Below are 15,703 nucleotides of genomic sequence, written 5' to 3' on the forward strand. Positions count from 1 at the left end.
ACTCTCTGCGCTTGCCATGGATTCCGGTAGCCCTTCATGTTCAAACATCTTCTGCTTGCCCTCGCCAGTACGTCCATCCTTTTGGCGGGCCCGGCCCACGCCGAGGAGCCGTCTGACACTTCCCTGGTGTTGCTGACGGAAAACTTCCCGCCGTACAACATGGCGAAAAACGGCAAGAACTTCGCCAAGGAAGACAACATCGAAGGCATTGCCGTGGACATCGTGCGCGAAACCTTCAAGCGTGCCGGCATTTCCTACAACCTCACCCTGCGATTTCCTTGGGAGCGCATCTACAAACTCGCCCTGGAAAAACCGGGTTACGGCGTGTTCGTGATGGCGCGCCTGCCGGATCGTGAAGCCCTGTTCAAGTGGGTCGGCCCCATCGGTCCGGACGACTGGGTGTTGCTGGCCAAGGCTGACAGCAAGATCCAGTTGGCCGACCTTGAGCACGCACGGCGCTACAAGATTGGCGCGTACAAAGGCGATGCCATCGCCGAGACCTTGGAGAAGCAGGGGCTCAACCCGGTCGTTGCGCTGCGTGACCAGGACAACGCGCAAAAACTGGTGGATGGTCAGATTGACCTGTGGGCCACCGGTGATCCGGCGGGCCGTTACCTGGCCCGCCAGGTCGGGGTAACTCAACTCAAAACGGTCCTGCGTTTCAACAGTGCCCAGTTGTATCTGGCGCTGAACAAAGACGTGCCGGATGAGGTGGTGACCAGGCTTCAGGCGGCACTCGATCAGTTACGGGGTGAGGGTGTCGTCGAACAGATCGTAGCTCGTTACCTCTAGCTCAGGCTGGGCTTGAGGGGGGCTCAAGGGTTCAAGTGTCTCTTCGGGTTGCGGCTCGGTCTCTTGGGATTCGCTCAGGTAAACGTGATCCCCATTGGTATAGCTGACGGTGCCTGACACTTGGCTGCCGTCCTGGCGTAACAGCCGGTATTCACTGTGCAGAAGGTAGGCCGCGACGGCTTTGTTCGGCGCAATGTAGGTGATGATTTCCAGTGGCGACTGTTGGCTCCAGCCTTTCGCCGAGCGTTGCGTATGGGTGAACTCGCGGTCCAGATGCGCCGTGAAGGCCGGATCAAAGGCGGGGGCGTACACGGGCCACTCTCGGCTCAGGTCGACGTTTGTATTGAAGGCCAAGGCCTTCGCATTGCCTCCCAGCTCGCCTTTGGTGGCGGTCCACATGAATGGCTGGCTGGTTGCCTCAGTGTTGTGCCCGAAGCCTGCGAACACGTGGCGATCGGTGCGCTCCAGCCGATAAACCGGTGACGACCGAAGCTGTTCGACTGCTGTCAATTCTGGGTCTTTCACACAGAACCATGGGATCTCGCATACCTGGAGGATAGGCGTGGTTTCTTCAAGGATAGGGCTTTCAGTTCCGACGAGAACGGGCGTTGGCGGCAGGTCGTTGAGCTGCGCGGTCAGTGCCAGGCGTAGGGAATACGGCGCAAAGCCTGGCCTGGCATAGCTGTTATTGGCGACGAACGTGCCGGGAGCCAAGTAGATTTCTCCCGCCGATGCATCGGGAGGCGTGATCGACCATGTGCTCAAATCGCTGGCGGAACCGCTGCCTTTGTCATTCCAGATCAGTTCGCCCACGTTGGACGTTACCACCAGATCTTCGCGTACACAGCGCACGGCATGGAGCGAGGGTTTGTCGTAGTTAACGCCGTACACCAGCCCCATCGCCACATAGCCTTGCGGTGGTATTGGGCGCCAGATAGATGCGTTGCTGAGTGCACCGGTGCCTTCGTCGTGCCATACCAACTGGTAATCCACTGGCGGGCGCAGCGCTGTGCCATCGACCTTGTTGGCGTCGCTGACCACGGCGACGACTTTGCTTTGATTGATGTTGCGATAGTGATTGACCGCAATGTCGCCCAAGGAAAAAAACGGGTTCAGTGCGTCGGACGCTGTGCTGGGGCGCCATAAGCCGATGGCGTTGTGCGCGCCTGATCCCTTGTCGTTCCACAGGGGCAGGAATTCGCTGGTGAAGCTGATGAGCAGGTCATTGAATTGCAGAGGGTTCATTGGAAGGCTCTCCAGTAGATGAGAGCCCCAACTATCGTGCAGTTCAACTGGCGGCAAGCGGTAGCTATTTAGCGTTGCCGCCAGGTTTCAGCGAGGTTTTAGCAGGTCGACACGCAGGGTCGAAGGTTGGTCTGCCTGGTCGAATGCGTAGGTGCAAATCTTGATCGGTGTGCTTTTTACGGTGAGCAATCGTACGAACTTATCGGGTAGCGTTTCTGGCGTGTCGTTAAGCGGGTGTACCAGATCGATGGGCTCATCTTCGTCTTCGTCAACCAAGGGCACGTGGGGGATCGGCAGATAGCCAACAGGGCGCAGGCAGTCGGTGGTCGCCGCCGGGCCATGCTTGTAGGTGTAGCGCTGCATGAACGGCGGGGCCAGGTGCCAGCTCACGGTATAGGCCTGCAGCCCATGTTTATCGAGGTTGATCGAGAGGTTGGGGGTGCGCGCTGGACCGGGCTCGGCGAGTTCAACCGCTAGGGTTAACGCATTTCGCATCATGCCGTTGGTCACCTGTTGCTCAGCGGACGTTACGCCGACGATACACAGCATGTGCATGCCGGTTTGCGGGCCGATGGCGTCGTCGATAAACGCCTTGTCGGCAGCTATGGGCGAGCTGTAGTGCACCGGGTTTTCGCAGTCTAGTGCATGGCGCGTGGGTTTGTAGCGATAAAACGGCGTATTGGTGGTGAACTTCAGGTTCCACCGCGGCACGATGTCCGGGCCTTTGCGGTCGGACTTCTTGATGAAGTATTGCTGGATCGGTTCCGGGTTTTTGAAGGTGATTGTGGTTGTTGGGAAGAGGTCGCAGTGCTCGCTGTCGGGCCGCAATATCCCGGCAGAAAAGCACCTGTTCAGGAAAGTTACCGGGCTGCCGTAGTTGGTGTCGGCATGCCAGGCAGGCTGTCCGTTACTGATCTCGCAGGGCGCGTCGCGCTGGCACTTGTGTTCTTCGGACTGGCCAATGGTGCTGGTGCTGAGAATGCCGAACACGGTGTTGCTGGCACGATCAAGCAAAGGCCCGCCAAAGCTGCCCAGGGTGATGCCCTTGCATTGGTTTTTCATGGTGACACGCCATACGAAAGGTTGCTCCACCAGCTCTTGGGAGCTTTGCTGGGAGCATGCAGACAGATGCAAGGTGTCCCATTCTGGCGCGGTCAGGGCGAGGATTTCGTTACCATCGGAGGGAACCTCATCGGCGAGCTTGAGCGGGTTGATGCCGTCTTTGAGCAGGGTTGCCAGCGAGGCCTGCAACTCGACAATCGCCAGGTCCATGCCCTGGCTACTACCCCATTTCAACGTCTTGAGCGGGTAGGTCTTGAGCGACTCCAGGGTGTCGTCGAAATAGTTGAAGCTGGCGCTGCCTTTGATCGGCAGGTCTTTCTGCACAGGCCCATTGAGGCGATGCAGGCAGTGGCTGCTGGTGAGCACGTACGCCGGGCCTGATTTTCCGGTGTCGTCGCGGGTATCCAGCAAGGTAGCGGTGCACAGGGTCTGGGATTCGTTCCTGATGCGGCCAACGCTGTTCCAGTGGCTATGCTCTTGGTGGGCGTTTGTGAGCAGGCGTGCCGGGCTTGCGTTAGTCAGGCCTTCGCCGAAATCCTTGGGGGCCGCAACAGCGGCGCCCGCCATATACCCGAGCAGCAGCCCGGAAAGAACCATGGGGGTGATGTTCATGAAACGTCCTGTAAGAGTGAACTGAAGGGCTCACTATTCAGGGTGCAAGTGTGGCGCGAGTGGTATTTATCTAGTGGCGGGCCGGTAGATGCCGCCCTTGCCATGCCCGGCCATCGCTTGATTACTGCGCACACTGATCATCAGCTTGATATCGATCCAATCGACACCTTGAGCCTTGAGCTTGGGCAGTTCGCGCTCCAGCACCGCCAACGTCTGCGGATACGGGTGGCCGATCATCACCGCTGAACCCTGCTTGTGGGCCAACTTGATCGCGGTTTGCAACTGCGTGGTGATTGCCGCTTCAGTGCGCTCGTCATCCAGGAATACATCCCGTGAAACATGGGCCAGGCCAATCTTCTGGGCCTCGGCCGCCGCCACAGTTTGCGCGCTGGTGCGGCTGTCGATAAAAAACTTGTTGCGCCGTTGCAGTTCAGCCATCAACCAGGCCATGGCGGCGGGTTGCGCAGTCATGCGGCTGCCCATGTGGTTGTTGATGCCGGCGGTGTAGGGCACGGCCTTGAACGCCGCGTCCAGGCGCTTGCCGAGTTCTTCGATAGGCAGCTCGGGGTGCCAGGCGAACGGGCCGGTGGCCGGGTCCATGGGCATGTGCAGGATCACGATCTTGCCAGCCTTGTGGGCTTCGCGGGCGAATTCGGCGGCGTGGGGCGTGTCGGGCATGATGGCCGTGGTCACCGGCCCAGGCAGGGCCAGCACACGACGATCCCGGGGCAGGTTTTGCCCGAGGTCGTCGATGATGAGGGTCAGGTAGGCTTTGGATGGCTCGCTGGCCGGGGTCGCGTGGGCGACTCCAGCCAGGCTGCACAGCACAGCGATGATCAGGGCAAAACGCATATCAACGGCTGCGCGTGATGCTCAGGCCCTTGAGCAGGCTCAGCGCCTGGGCCAACTGGTAATCGTCGTCCTGCGGCATCGGCTTGGCTTTCTTGCTGCTGCCGGTTGGCTGGTCGGCGCCGCCGTTGCCATTGCCCAGGTGACCTTGCAGGTCGGCCTCTTTGTAATACTCGCTGTCGATCTCGTTGGTGATCTTGGCCTTGCGCACCTCGATGTCCGGCACGATGCCCTGGGCCTGGATCGAACGGCCATTCGGCGTGTAGTACAACGCGGTGGTGATCTTCAGCGCACGGTCGTTGTTCAGCGGCAGCACGGTTTGCACCGAGCCTTTGCCAAAGCTGGTGGTGCCCATCAATACACCGCGTTTCTGGTCTTGCAGGGCGCCGGCGACGATCTCCGAGGCCGAGGCGCTGCCGCCGTTGATCAGCACGGCCAGGGGCACGTTTTCGCTGAGGTCGTTGCCGGTGGCCGAGAAGCGCAGCTCGGAGTTGGCGATACGGCCCTTGGTGTAGACGATCAGGCCCTTGGTGATGAAGTGGTCGACCACTTCCACCGCCGACTGCAGCACGCCGCCTGGGTTGTTGCGCAGGTCGAGCACGATGCCGTTGAGCTTCTTGCCGTTGTCCTTGCGCAGCTTGGCCAGGGCCTTGGCCACTTCGTCGCCGGTCTTGACCTGGAACTGGGTGATGCGGATGTAGCCGTAGCCCGACTCCAGCAGCTGGCTCTTCACGCTCTTGACCACGATGGTCGCGCGGGTCAGCGTCACATCGAACGGGTTGCCGCCGTCGCGTACCAGGGTCAGTGTGATTTTCTGGCCGATCTTGCCGCGCATCTTGTCGACGGCTTCGGTCATGGTCTGGCCACGGGTCGGCTGGCCGTTGATCTTCACGATGAAGTCGCCGGCCTGGATGCCGGCCTTGGACGCCGGGGTGTCATCAATCGGCGAGACCACCTTGACGTTGCCGTCTTCGGAGCCCACTTCGATGCCCAGCCCGCCGAACTCACCGCTGGTGCTTTCCTGCAGCTCGGCGAAGTCTTCCGGGCCCAGGTAGGCGGAGTGCGGGTCGAGGTTGCTGAGCATGCCCTTGATGGCATTTTCCAGCAGGGTCTTGTCATCTACGGGTTCGACATACGCGGCTTTGATCCGGTCCATGACCTCGGCAAAGGTGCGCAGTTCGTCCAGCGGCAACGGCGCCTTGGTGGTCGCGGCCGAGGCAGCAGGTGCCGCCGGAGCGGCCTGGTCGGCAAATGCCAGAGGCGCGCCGATCACCAGGGCGATCGTCAGGGCCAGCGAAGTGAGGCGGGACAAATGCAGCATGTCGAACGAACTCCTAATGTAGATGCAGCCCTATCCTTGGGAACGGCACCATTGTGCAGGATCGCTCGGGCGACCCTGCTGACGAATAGCGAAGTACAGCGCCGGGGTGTCCTGGCCACCACTGTTACCGACAGTGGAGATGGATTCACCGGCTTTTACAACATCACCTGCCGACTTGAGTAAAGTCTGATTGTGGCCGTAAAGGCTCAAATAGCCATTACCGTGGTCAAGAATCACCAACAAACCGGCGCCGCGCAGCCAATCGGCAAACACCACGCGCCCACCGTGGACGGCGTGCACCTGGCTGCCGGCGGAGGCGCTGATCATCACGCCATCCCACTTCGCGCGGGTGTCATCGCCACGGGTTTCCCCAAAGCGTGCCAGTAATCGACCATCAACGGGCCATGGAAGTTTGCCGCGGGCTGAAGCAAAAGGGCCGCCGAAGTTCTCACCGGCGCTGGAAACCAGCGGGCCAGGCGCTGCACGCGCCGGTTTACGCGGTGCCGGCGCGTCCGAGGTGGCAGCCAGTTCGGCCTCACGCTGGCGCTTTTTTTCGGCTTCCTGCTGGGCGATCAGCGCTTTCTGCCGCGCTTCTTCGGCCTCACGTGCCTGGCGGGCCAGGGTTTCTTCGATGGTCTTGAGCACCTTGGCCAGGTCGGCCTGGTCCTGCTCACGGGCCTGCAGCTTGGCGTCACGGGCCTTTACGTCATCATTGAGTTTGGCCAAGGCCAGTTGGCGTTCCTTGCGGACCTTGTCCAATTCGTTGCGCTGAGTGTCGAGGGCGACTTTCTGGTCTTGCAGCTGGGATTGCTGGTTGGCGATCTCCTGCTCGACGTTGACCAACTGGCGCAGGGTCTCATTGAAGCTTTTAAGCTGCTCCAGGCGCGCCTTGCTCAGATAGTCGTAGTAGGTCAGGGTGCGCGCGAATTTCTCGGGGTTTTGCTGGTTGAGCAGCAACTTGAGGTATTCCTGGCGGCCGTTCTGGTAGGCGGCACGGGCCTGGATCGCGATCAGGCGTTGTTGTTCAACGCGTGCGCTCTGGAGTTTTTTTTTCTCAGCGTCGAGTCGCTCCAGTTCCGACTCGCTCTTCTTTAATTCTTTTTGCAGCTCCTGGACCTGCTTCTCCAGCTTGCCCATCTCGGTTTCCGTGCCGCGCAGGTCTTTCTGCACCCCGGATTTCTCTTCCTGGAGCTTGCCGAGCAGTTTTTTCAGCTCGGTAATGTCCTGACGCGTAGCGTCCAACTGTTGTTGGGTTTGTGCGCGCTCATCGGCAAACGCCGGTTGGAGCAGGCAGACAAGAGCAAGGGTAATCAAGGCGCGAAGCATAGAGGCGGGCGACACCAGGGAAATGGACGGCCTAGTATGCCCGCCAAGCGCAGCAAAAAAAACGCCTCAAAGCCAACTGCTTTGAGGCGTTCGTCATAAAAAGCCGTTCAGGGCGATTTAATCGGTTGGTTTAAGGGTTTAAACAAAATCGACGAAACGCCTTGAAACGCTCCGCTTGAACGGAGTTTTGGTTCTGGGAATAGACTCTCGAACCCGCACATAAGGTAGTCGGCCAGATCGGTAATGCCCCGTATTCATGAACTCAAAGGCCAGAAAACTTGGCTTGATCACGGCTTGCCCGACTTGCGTAGCCTCGACCGGGCTCTTCGGTCCTGTTCGCTTGAGGAAGTGACGACAGGCAAGGACATTGCTGATGCTGTTGAAGTCGTGGCTTCCAACTTGGGATTTGCCGATTCAGCGTCCTCAGAAATTCGTATCGTTTCTCCGTTGGGAGAAGTGTTGATCCGGCGTGTAACCCTGCGGCACATAGTTGAAAAGCGACAAGATGCCAGAGAGCGATATGTAAAGTTCGCGCTGGATACACTGACCGGGCCTCTGGAAATTTGGCGTGTCGCTTACAGTGATGGCTCGACTCGTTTGGCCTTCATTGGCGCTTATGAAACCAAACGGCAAATGCTGGTAGTTGTGAATATCCAGGCAGGCAATCTGCTGTGGAATTTCATGCAGACCGATGCCAAGGCCTTGAACAAGCACCGTCATGGCGAACTGATCTACAGGCGCTACCAACTTTTATAGCAGGCAAAAAAAAGGGCAGTTCGAGAGAACTGCCCTAAATGACGTGCTTGATATTCATATACACACCCTCAAGCGGGGGTGTGGAGGTCTCACCCTACGCTGATGTCCAGCCATCGACGGGGTTCCTACGCCAGTTATCGCCGCTGGAGGCAACTGGTTTCGCGCTCAGGTCTATTATTGACGGGCTGCTCGCATTGAGCAACCCCTGAAATATTTCAGACCAGGATTGAGGTGCCAGTCATCTCCACCGGCTTCTCCAACCCCATCAGCATCAGCATAGTCGGCGCCACATCCGCTAGCACGCCGCCATCACGCACCTTGAAATCACGCTTGCCGACATAGATGAACGGCACTGGCTCGGTGGTGTGGGCGGTGTGGGCCTGGCCGGTGGATTCGTCGGACATCTGCTCGCAGTTGCCGTGGTCGGCGGTGATCAGCGCTTCGCCGCCGACCTTTTCAAGGGCATCGACGATACGGCCGACGCACAGGTCCAGGCATTCCACGGCCTTGGTCGCGGCTTCCAGGTTGCCGCTGTGACCGACCATGTCGCCGTTGGCATAGTTGACCACGATCACGTCGTAACGCTGGTGTTCAATGGCGTCGACGATCTTGTCGGTGACTTCCGGTGCGCTCATTTCCGGCTGCAGGTCGTAGGTGGCGACCTTTGGCGATGGGATCAGGATGCGTTCTTCGCCTGGGAACGGCTCTTCGCGGCCGCCGGAGAAGAAGAAGGTCACGTGGGCGTACTTTTCGGTTTCGGCAATGCGCAACTGGGTCTTGCCGTTTTTCGCCAGGTAGTCGCCCAACACGTTATCCAGCGTGCCTGCTGCAAAAGCGGCGGGGGCCGGGATGCTGGCGGCGTACTGGGTCAGGCCCACGTACTGCACTTTCGGCTGGCGGGCGCGTTCGAATTCCTTGAAACCGTCCTCGACAAACACACGGCTCAGCTCGCGGGCGCGGTCGGCGCGGAAGTTCATGAACACCACGGCGTCGCCGTCTTCTACCTTCACCGGCTCACCGATGGTGGTGGCCTTGACGAACTCGTCGCTCTCGCCACGGGCGTAGGCGGCTTCGAGGCCTTCCTGGGCGGTGGCGGCGTGGAACTCGGCCTGGCCGTCGACGATCAGGTTGTAGGCCTGGGAGACGCGGTCCCAACGATTGTCACGGTCCATGGCGAAGTAACGGCCCACCAGGCTGGCGATGCGGCCTTTGCCCAGCGCTGCGAAGGTGGCGTCGAGCAGTTCGATGGACGACTGCGCGCTTTTCGGCGGGGTGTCGCGGCCGTCGAGGAAGGCGTGCAGGTAGATCTTGTCGGCGCCGCGCTTGAAGGCCAGTTCGGCCATGGCCACCAGATGGTCCTGGTGGCTGTGGACGCCGCCATCGGACAGCAGGCCCATGAAGTGCACGGCCTTGCCAGCCGCCACTGCTTTATCTACCGCGGCGCAGATGGTCGGGTTCTCGAAGAACTCGCCATCGCGGATCGCTTTGGTCACGCGTGTGAAGTCTTGGTATACCACTCGTCCGGCGCCGAGGTTCATGTGGCCGACTTCCGAGTTGCCCATCTGGCCGTCCGGCAGGCCTACGTCCATGCCCGAGCCGGAGATAAGGCCGTTGGGTACAGTAGTGGTCAGGCGGTCGAGTACCGGCTTCTTGGCCGCGTATACCGCGTTGTCGTGGTGGCTTTCACTGTGTCCGAAGCCATCGAGAATTATCAGGACCAAAGGTTTAGGCGTAGTAGTCATAGATCCTCTCGCGGCGGTAATAAAGGAAGACAATTGAAAAGGGAGTGGCAGTTTAAAGCGAAGTTCCGACCACGTCACCGCTTTACGGGGGTTGGCCCCCCCTGACGGCTGTGTATACTTACCGCCATTTTAACGCCCTGGAACCTCCTTGATGGTTGATCACCTGATTGCATTTGCCACTGCCCACTATCTGCTTGTGGGTGCCTTCGTCATTCTGCTGGCGCTGCTGATCGCTCACGAATTGAGCCGCGGTGGCCGCAGCCTGAGCACGGCGGAGCTGACCGCGCTGGTCAACAAGGACGAGGCCGTTGTCGTGGACATCCGCCCAGCCAAGGATTTCGCCACCGGCCACATCGTCGGTGCCCTGAACATTCCGCAGGACAAGCTGATCGCGCGCCTGGCCGAGCTGGAAAAGCACAAGGCCAAGACCATCATCCTGGTCGACGCCCAAGGCCAGCACGCCGGCACCCACGCTCGCGAAATGCTCAAGACCGGTTTCACCGCGGCCAAGCTGTCCGGTGGCATCAGCAGCTGGCGCGCCGATAACCTGCCGCTGGTGAAGTGATATGAGCCAGGTTGTCGTGTATTCCAGCGATTGGTGCCCTTACTGCATGCGGGCCAAGGCCCTGCTTGAGAAAAAGGGCGTTGCCTTCGAAGAAATCAAGGTCGACGGCAAACCTCAGGTGCGCGCCGAAATGGCCCAGAAGGCGGGGCGCACGTCCGTGCCGCAGATCTGGATCGGCGCCAGGCACATCGGTGGTTGCGACGACCTGTTCGCCCTTGAGCGCGCCGGTAAACTCGATGCGCTGCTGCTCGTCTGACTCCTAAACCCTAAAAGACCCCAAGATCACAAGGATCTGCGATGACTGACCAACAGAACACCGAAGCTGCAGAAGCCCAAGCGCCACAGTTCTCGCTGCAGCGCATCTACGTGCGTGACCTGTCGTTCGAAGCGCCGAAAAGCCCGGCCATCTTCCGCCAGGAATGGACCCCAAGCGTCGCGCTGGACCTGAACACCCGCCAAAAAGCTCTGGAAGGTGACTTCCACGAAGTGGTGCTGACCCTCTCCGTGACCGTCAAGAACGGCGAAGAAGTGGCCTTCATCGCTGAAGTGCAACAGGCCGGTATCTTCCTGATCCAGGGCCTGGACGAAGCGTCCATGAGCCACACCCTGGGCGCGTTCTGCCCGAACATCCTGTTCCCGTATGCCCGCGAGACCCTGGACAGCCTGGTCACCCGTGGCTCGTTCCCGGCGCTGATGCTGGCTCCGGTGAACTTCGATGCCCTGTACGCTCAAGAGCTGCAGCGCATGCAAAGTGAAGGTTCGTCGACCGTTCAATAAGTCGACGCGGTAAAAAATGTGGGAGCGGGCTTGCTCGCGAATGCGGTACTTCAGTCGATATCTTCAGCGACTGACACACCGCTTTCGCGAGCAAGCCCGCTCCCACATTTGTTTTGCGGTGTTATTTGAAGCCGAGTTGGCGCCAGCCTTCGTAAACGGCGACGGCAACGGTGTTCGACAGGTTCAAGCTGCGGCAGCCCTCGCGCATCGGCAAGCGCAGGCGATGACCGTCGGGCAGCGCGTCAAGCACCTCCGCCGGCAGGCCCCGGCTTTCCGGGCCGAACAGGAAGGCGTCACCTTCGGTAAAGCTGACATCATGGAACGGCTGTGAGCCCTTGGTGGTGAACGCGAACAACCGTGGGTGGCCCAGGCTTTCCAGGCAGCTGGCCAGGTCTGCGTGGCGCTGGAGCGTGGCGTACTCATGGTAGTCCAGCCCGGCACGGCGCAGGCGCTTGTCGTCCATGTCGAAGCCCAAAGGCTCGATCAAATGCAGGTGGCAGCCACTGTTGGCGCACAGCCTGATAACGTTGCCGGTATTCGGCGGAATTTCTGGTTGAAAAAGGATGACGTGAAACATGCACGGCTCCGAAGGTAAAGATGCGCTGCATTCTACCCCCGAAGAGGACCCAAGACCGAAGCTAATGCCACGGGTCATGGGCTCTTTGGCAATTGTTGGCTTGATGGTGGGCCTGATGATCGGCCGTCTGACCACGCCAGACCCAGTCGAGTTGCAACAGGTCGAGACCGCAGCGGACGGCGTAGTGGTGTGGTTCAACAGCGAACCCAAGCTGCACGGCGAGCATATCGACGGCACCGTGGCGCTGCTGTTCGACGCGCAAGGCAAGGCTGCCAGTGGGCAACTCAAGATCAATGACAAGGATGTGAACTGGCGCGTGCGCAAGACCGATGGCGGCCTGTTACTGAACCTGGTGGCGGCTCGGCCGTTGCGTGGGGAATGGAAAGGGGAGAAAGCTGAAGGCCGCTGGCGGCTGGAGATCCATCTCCAAGAGCAATAAAAGAGGGAGTTCCCGGCCTGCCTGTACCAGGGCTCCCAAAACGGGGTGAAGCTTTTAAAGCTTCGGTGTTAAAGAGGGAATCCCCGGCCTGCCTGTACCGAGGTTCCCCAAAGCGGTGTGGAGCGCGACGCGATTCGCATCAAGCACTCCGGGTGTAAAGAGGGGATTCTCGGCCTGCCTGTACCAAGGTCCCCGAAACTGGGTAGTACAGGGGTTATTGCAGGGCGCGTGCCAGAGTCGGCAAAGTGTGCCAAAAAATTTCTCCAGAAAGCGCAAAGCCCCGGAATACGGGGCTTTGGTGTTTTTGGCTTTTAGATTTTTATCAGTGAGGCCGAAGTCTCATAGGTTGGATCCATGCCCAATGCCGGTTCATGGTGCATTGAAGCGGTGCACCTTTAGCCTTCATCGCCTTCATCATCGTCACCACCATCGACCTTCATCCCCAGCTCCTTGATCTTGCGAGTCAGGGTATTGCGGCCCCAGCCCAGCAACACGGCGGCATCGCGACGGCGACCGGCGGTGTGCTTCAGGGCGGTTTCGATCATGATCCGCTCGAACGCCGGCACGGCACTGTCCAGCAGGTTCGACTGGCCGCGTGCCAGGGCCTGGTCGGCCCATTGCCGCAGGGCCTGCTCCCAGTTGGTCACCGGCGCCGAATCCTGTGGCAGGCTCAGCAGCTCCGGCGGCAGGTCGCTGATGTGCACTTCGCGCCCGGACGCCATCACCGTGATCCAGCGGCACGTGTTCTCCAGCTGGCGCACGTTGCCGGGCCACGGCAGGTTCTTCAGGTATTCCTCGGTTTCGCTTTTCAGCAGCTTCGGCTCGACGGCCAGCTCCTGAGCGGCGCGGCTGAGGAAATGGCGGGCCAGGGTGGGAATGTCTTCGCGACGGTCCGACATCCGTGGAATGTGAATGCGGATCACGTTAAGGCGGTGGAACAAGTCCTCACGGAATTTACCGGCGTGAACCAGGGTTTCCAGGTTCTGGTGGGTTGCCGCGATGATGCGCACGTCGACCTTGACCGGTGTGTGCCCACCCACCCGATAGAACTCACCATCCGCCAGCACGCGCAGCAGGCGGGTTTGGGTATCGGCCGGCATGTCGCCGATTTCATCGAGGAACAAGGTGCCGCCGTCGGCCTGCTCAAAACGCCCACGACGCAGGTTGGCCGCGCCGGTGAACGCGCCTTTTTCGTGGCCGAACAGCTCGGACTCCATCAGGTCCTTCGGGATAGCCGCCATGTTCAGCGCGATAAACGGCGAGGCCGCCCGTGGGCTGTGGCGGTGCAGGGCGTGGGCCACCAGCTCTTTACCGGTACCCGATTCGCCGTTGATCAGCACGGTGATGTTGGAATGGCTCAAGCGCCCGATGGCGCGAAACACTTCCTGCATCGCCGGCGCTTCACCGATGATTTCCGGGGTGCGGGTCAGTGTGGGTGGAGCTTCCTGGCTCTGCTGTTCCTGGGCGTGCTGGTTGGCGCGCTTGACCAGCGCCACCGCCTCGTCCACGTCGAACGGCTTGGGCAGGTATTCAAAGGCGCCGCCCTGATAGGACGCGACAGCGCTGTCCAGGTCCGAGTGCGCGGTCATGATGATCACTGGCAAGCGCGGGTGCTGTTCGCGGATGCGCGCCAGCAGGTCCAGGCCACTGGCGCCGGGCATGCGGATGTCGGAGATGATCACGTCGGGCTGCTGGCGCGCCAGGCGGCTCATCACCCCGTCGGCGCTGTCGAAGCTCTGGGTGGTCATGCCTTCCTGTTGCAAGGCTTTCTCGAGGACCCAGCGGATAGAACGGTCGTCATCGACGATCCAGACAGTTTCACTACGGCTCATGTCGATGGGGCTCCTTGTTCCAGTGGCAGAAAGATCGAGAAGGTGGTGTGGCCAGGATGGCTCTCACATTCGATCAGGCCCTGATGCTGGCTGATGATGTTCTGGGTAATGGCCAGGCCCAGCCCGGTACCGTCCGGGCGGCCGCTGACCATGGGAAAGAAAATGGTTTCCTGGAGTTCCGCAGGAATGCCCGGACCGTTGTCGATGATCTCGACCTTGGTCACCAGGCGATGGCGCACGTGGCCGATGGTGAACTGGCGCAGGGCGCGGGTGCGCAGGCTGATGCGGCCCAGGCGCAGCTCGTTCTGGCTGCTGATGGCCTGCATGGCGTTGCGTACGATATTGAGCACCGCCTGGATCATCTGTTCACGGTCGATCAGTACATCCGGAATACTCGGGTCATAGTCGCGCACCAAGGTGATGCAGCCCTGGCTTTCGGCCTCGACCAGTTGGCAGACACGCTCCAGCACTTCGTGCACGTTGGTCATCGCCAGCGACGGCAGCTTGTTGGAGCCGAGCATGCGGTCCACCAGGTTACGCAGGCGGTCGGCCTCCTCGATGATGACGTTGGTGTAGTCCTTGAGGTTCTCGTCCGGCAGCTCGCGGGCCAGCAACTGCGCCGCGCCACGGATGCCGCCGAGTGGGTTCTTGATCTCATGGGCCAGGCCGCGCACCAGCATCTTGCTGGTCTCCTGCTTGGACAACTGCGCTTCTTCCTTGGTGATACGCAGCAGGCGGTCACGGGGATGCACTTCCAGCAGCAGCAGGGTGGCGCCGTTGCTCAGGATCGGGGTCACGGCGTAGTCGACGGTCAACGTCTGGCCGGTAAGGGCCGTGAGCATCGCCTCGCGCTTGGTGAACGGGTGTGCCTGCTCCACCGCCTGGCGCAACGAACTCAAGGCTTCGGCCGACTCGGTGAACAATTCGCTGATGAACTGCCCATGGCTGCGCTGGCCGCTGATAGCCAGGAGCATCTCCGCCGCCGGGTTCATGTACTCAAGACGCAGGTCGTCATTGAGCAGGATGGTCGCGGTGGTCAGGTTGTCGAGTAGCAAACGGTGCAGTGCATCGCTGATGGTCATCAGGACCTCTTTTGGAGCAAGGCGCGGGCTTGAGGCACACGCTGATACAAGGAAAATGCAAAAACCAAACCAAGGCTCCGAAAAGAAGCGTGCGAGCCCTGAAATGGGGGTTTTAGGCGCGAAACTGTGGCGTTCTGCCAGCTTGCTCGGGAAGTTTCGAACCAAAATGGGCTGGACAGGTGGGAAGGGTGCAGCCTATCGCACCAATATAGTGCGGTTTTGTGAAGGTTGTTCAGGAAGTGGTGAGCGGACCGTTTTCTATATGAGGTGAAAACGATCCGCAGCGGTCAGTGTTGCTCTGACAGCGGCATGCCGGGTGCTCCCGCGTAAAACACCAGAAGCTCCACCGGGGTGTCTCCGGTGACGCCGCGATGCTCGGTGCCCACCATCTCGGCCAGGGTTTGGCCTTGCCTCAAGGTGCGTGTAGCCCCGCTGCTGCGGGCTTCAACGGTCAACTCACCCGAAACGATATAGGCGGCATTGGGCATGGGGTGGGTGTGCCAGGGCAGTTGTGTGCGCGCAGGGATCTTCAGGCGTATCAGCGTGAGCTGCGGCGGGCCGGAAGGGTAGGCTTTGTAGGGCGTGCCATCCCACGACTCGCTGCGTTCAAGCAAAACCTCTTTCTCGATCTGTGCCACATCCTTTGCCTGCGTGCCGCAGCCCAGCAACGATAAACCCATCGCTGCTGCAATCAAGCACTTGAAGGTGTCCATGGTTCCATCCTGT

General features: G+C 60.3%; 16 protein-coding genes. 6 read left to right on the forward strand and 10 right to left on the reverse strand.

Annotation, left to right across the window (positions count from 1 at the left end; all coding sequences use genetic code 11):
- Positions 1-36 precede the first annotated feature (36 nt).
- Positions 37-792, forward strand: coding sequence for a substrate-binding periplasmic protein (locus ACP7BX_RS19390; protein ID WP_426129450.1), 756 nt, complete (start codon positions 37-39; stop codon positions 790-792).
- Here ACP7BX_RS19390 and ACP7BX_RS19395 read toward each other — a convergent pair.
- The 5 genes from ACP7BX_RS19395 to ACP7BX_RS19415 form a co-directional block, all read right to left on the reverse strand.
- Positions 745-2,037 (reverse strand): Vps62-related protein, encoded by a 1,293-nt coding sequence (locus ACP7BX_RS19395; RefSeq protein ID WP_426129448.1) that lies wholly within the window; start codon positions 2,035-2,037, stop codon positions 745-747. The two genes, ACP7BX_RS19390 and ACP7BX_RS19395, sit on opposite strands and share 48 nt — an antisense overlap.
- Before the next feature lie 87 nt (positions 2,038-2,124).
- Positions 2,125-3,711, reverse strand: coding sequence for a serine protease (locus ACP7BX_RS19400; protein ID WP_426129446.1), 1,587 nt, complete (start codon positions 3,709-3,711; stop codon positions 2,125-2,127).
- Between the two features lie 66 nt (positions 3,712-3,777).
- The gene (locus ACP7BX_RS19405) at positions 3,778-4,563 is read right to left on the reverse strand and encodes a divergent polysaccharide deacetylase family protein (RefSeq protein WP_426129444.1); all 786 of its coding nucleotides are present in this window, start codon (positions 4,561-4,563) and stop codon (positions 3,778-3,780) included.
- A 1-nt stretch (position 4,564) separates the two neighbouring features.
- Complete coding sequence (locus ACP7BX_RS19410; RefSeq protein WP_033896914.1) at positions 4,565-5,881, reverse strand: S41 family peptidase; 1,317 nt, start codon at positions 5,879-5,881, stop codon at positions 4,565-4,567.
- Between the two features lie 30 nt (positions 5,882-5,911).
- Entirely contained in the window at positions 5,912-7,207 is a 1,296-nt protein-coding gene (locus ACP7BX_RS19415; RefSeq protein ID WP_177111986.1) for a murein hydrolase activator EnvC family protein, read from the reverse strand.
- Positions 7,208-7,450: 243 nt separating this feature from the next.
- Between ACP7BX_RS19415 and ACP7BX_RS19420 the strand changes: the two genes are divergently transcribed.
- Positions 7,451-7,963, forward strand: a complete 513-nt coding sequence (locus ACP7BX_RS19420) for a PBECR2 nuclease fold domain-containing protein (protein ID WP_426129441.1) — start codon at positions 7,451-7,453, stop codon at positions 7,961-7,963.
- A gap of 215 nt (positions 7,964-8,178) precedes the next feature.
- On the opposite strand, the gene gpmI is transcribed toward ACP7BX_RS19420, so the two are convergent.
- Positions 8,179-9,705 (reverse strand): 2,3-bisphosphoglycerate-independent phosphoglycerate mutase, encoded by a 1,527-nt coding sequence (gene gpmI, locus ACP7BX_RS19425; RefSeq protein ID WP_426129439.1) that lies wholly within the window; start codon positions 9,703-9,705, stop codon positions 8,179-8,181.
- Positions 9,706-9,856: 151 nt separating this feature from the next.
- On the opposite strand from gpmI, the gene ACP7BX_RS19430 reads away from it, so the two are divergent.
- The 3 genes from ACP7BX_RS19430 to secB are packed head-to-tail and all read left to right on the forward strand — an operon-like array spanning position 9,857 to position 11,047.
- Positions 9,857-10,270: a rhodanese-like domain-containing protein gene (locus tag ACP7BX_RS19430; RefSeq protein WP_010213877.1), complete on the forward strand. Its 414-nt coding sequence runs from the start codon at positions 9,857-9,859 to the stop codon at positions 10,268-10,270.
- A gap of 1 nt (position 10,271) precedes the next feature.
- Positions 10,272-10,526 carry a glutaredoxin 3 gene (grxC, locus tag ACP7BX_RS19435; RefSeq protein WP_033896917.1) on the forward strand — a complete coding sequence of 85 codons (255 nt, stop codon included), beginning with the start codon at positions 10,272-10,274 and terminating at the stop codon, positions 10,524-10,526.
- 41 nt (positions 10,527-10,567) lie between these two features.
- Positions 10,568-11,047 carry a protein-export chaperone SecB gene (gene secB, locus ACP7BX_RS19440; RefSeq protein WP_016979126.1) on the forward strand — a complete coding sequence of 160 codons (480 nt, stop codon included), beginning with the start codon at positions 10,568-10,570 and terminating at the stop codon, positions 11,045-11,047.
- 121 nt (positions 11,048-11,168) lie between these two features.
- On the opposite strand, the gene ACP7BX_RS19445 is transcribed toward secB, so the two are convergent.
- The gene (locus ACP7BX_RS19445; protein ID WP_426129437.1) at positions 11,169-11,624 is read right to left on the reverse strand and encodes a tRNA (cytidine(34)-2'-O)-methyltransferase; all 456 of its coding nucleotides are present in this window, start codon (positions 11,622-11,624) and stop codon (positions 11,169-11,171) included.
- Between ACP7BX_RS19445 and ACP7BX_RS19450 the strand changes: the two genes are divergently transcribed.
- A complete protein-coding gene (locus ACP7BX_RS19450) occupies positions 11,623-12,063 on the forward strand; it encodes a hypothetical protein (protein ID WP_426129435.1) in 441 nt (146 codons plus the stop codon). The two genes, ACP7BX_RS19445 and ACP7BX_RS19450, sit on opposite strands and share 2 nt — an antisense overlap.
- Positions 12,064-12,458: 395 nt before the next feature.
- Here the strand turns inward: ACP7BX_RS19450 and ntrC are convergent, their stop codons facing one another.
- The 3 genes from ntrC to ACP7BX_RS19465 form a co-directional block, all read right to left on the reverse strand.
- A complete protein-coding gene (gene ntrC / locus ACP7BX_RS19455) occupies positions 12,459-13,895 on the reverse strand; it encodes a nitrogen regulation protein NR(I) (protein WP_071482613.1) in 1,437 nt (478 codons plus the stop codon).
- Positions 13,892-14,977, reverse strand: coding sequence for a nitrogen regulation protein NR(II) (gene glnL / locus ACP7BX_RS19460; protein WP_016979130.1), 1,086 nt, complete (start codon positions 14,975-14,977; stop codon positions 13,892-13,894). Before glnL ends, ntrC begins: the two co-directional genes overlap by 4 nt.
- Before the next feature lie 287 nt (positions 14,978-15,264).
- Positions 15,265-15,690, reverse strand: a complete 426-nt coding sequence (locus ACP7BX_RS19465) for a cupin domain-containing protein (RefSeq protein WP_426129432.1) — start codon at positions 15,688-15,690, stop codon at positions 15,265-15,267.
- Between the last annotated feature and the right edge of the window lie 13 nt (positions 15,691-15,703).

Origin of the sequence: Pseudomonas sp. DWP3-1-3b3, assembly GCF_049896305.1 — a bacterium.
In the GTDB taxonomy this organism is placed as follows: Bacteria; Pseudomonadota; Gammaproteobacteria; order Pseudomonadales; family Pseudomonadaceae; genus Aquipseudomonas; species Aquipseudomonas azotoformans_A.

Coding starts and splice junctions, on each gene's coding strand:
- ACP7BX_RS19390 (WP_426129450.1), top strand. CDS start 37: ATGTTCAAACATCTTCTGCTTGCCCTCGCCAGTACGTCCATCCTTTTG.
- ACP7BX_RS19395 (WP_426129448.1), bottom strand. CDS start 2,037: ATGAACCCTCTGCAATTCAATGACCTGCTCATCAGCTTCACCAGCGAA.
- ACP7BX_RS19400 (WP_426129446.1), bottom strand. CDS start 3,711: ATGAACATCACCCCCATGGTTCTTTCCGGGCTGCTGCTCGGGTATATG.
- ACP7BX_RS19405 (WP_426129444.1), bottom strand. CDS start 4,563: ATGCGTTTTGCCCTGATCATCGCTGTGCTGTGCAGCCTGGCTGGAGTC.
- ACP7BX_RS19410 (WP_033896914.1), bottom strand. CDS start 5,881: ATGCTGCATTTGTCCCGCCTCACTTCGCTGGCCCTGACGATCGCCCTG.
- ACP7BX_RS19415 (WP_177111986.1), bottom strand. CDS start 7,207: ATGCTTCGCGCCTTGATTACCCTTGCTCTTGTCTGCCTGCTCCAACCG.
- ACP7BX_RS19420 (WP_426129441.1), top strand. CDS start 7,451: ATGCCCCGTATTCATGAACTCAAAGGCCAGAAAACTTGGCTTGATCAC.
- gpmI (WP_426129439.1), bottom strand. CDS start 9,705: ATGACTACTACGCCTAAACCTTTGGTCCTGATAATTCTCGATGGCTTC.
- ACP7BX_RS19430 (WP_010213877.1), top strand. CDS start 9,857: ATGGTTGATCACCTGATTGCATTTGCCACTGCCCACTATCTGCTTGTG.
- grxC (WP_033896917.1), top strand. CDS start 10,272: ATGAGCCAGGTTGTCGTGTATTCCAGCGATTGGTGCCCTTACTGCATG.
- secB (WP_016979126.1), top strand. CDS start 10,568: ATGACTGACCAACAGAACACCGAAGCTGCAGAAGCCCAAGCGCCACAG.
- ACP7BX_RS19450 (WP_426129435.1), top strand. CDS start 11,623: ATGCACGGCTCCGAAGGTAAAGATGCGCTGCATTCTACCCCCGAAGAG.
- ACP7BX_RS19445 (WP_426129437.1), bottom strand. CDS start 11,624: ATGTTTCACGTCATCCTTTTTCAACCAGAAATTCCGCCGAATACCGGC.
- ntrC (WP_071482613.1), bottom strand. CDS start 13,895: ATGAGCCGTAGTGAAACTGTCTGGATCGTCGATGACGACCGTTCTATC.
- glnL (WP_016979130.1), bottom strand. CDS start 14,977: ATGACCATCAGCGATGCACTGCACCGTTTGCTACTCGACAACCTGACC.
- ACP7BX_RS19465 (WP_426129432.1), bottom strand. CDS start 15,690: ATGGACACCTTCAAGTGCTTGATTGCAGCAGCGATGGGTTTATCGTTG.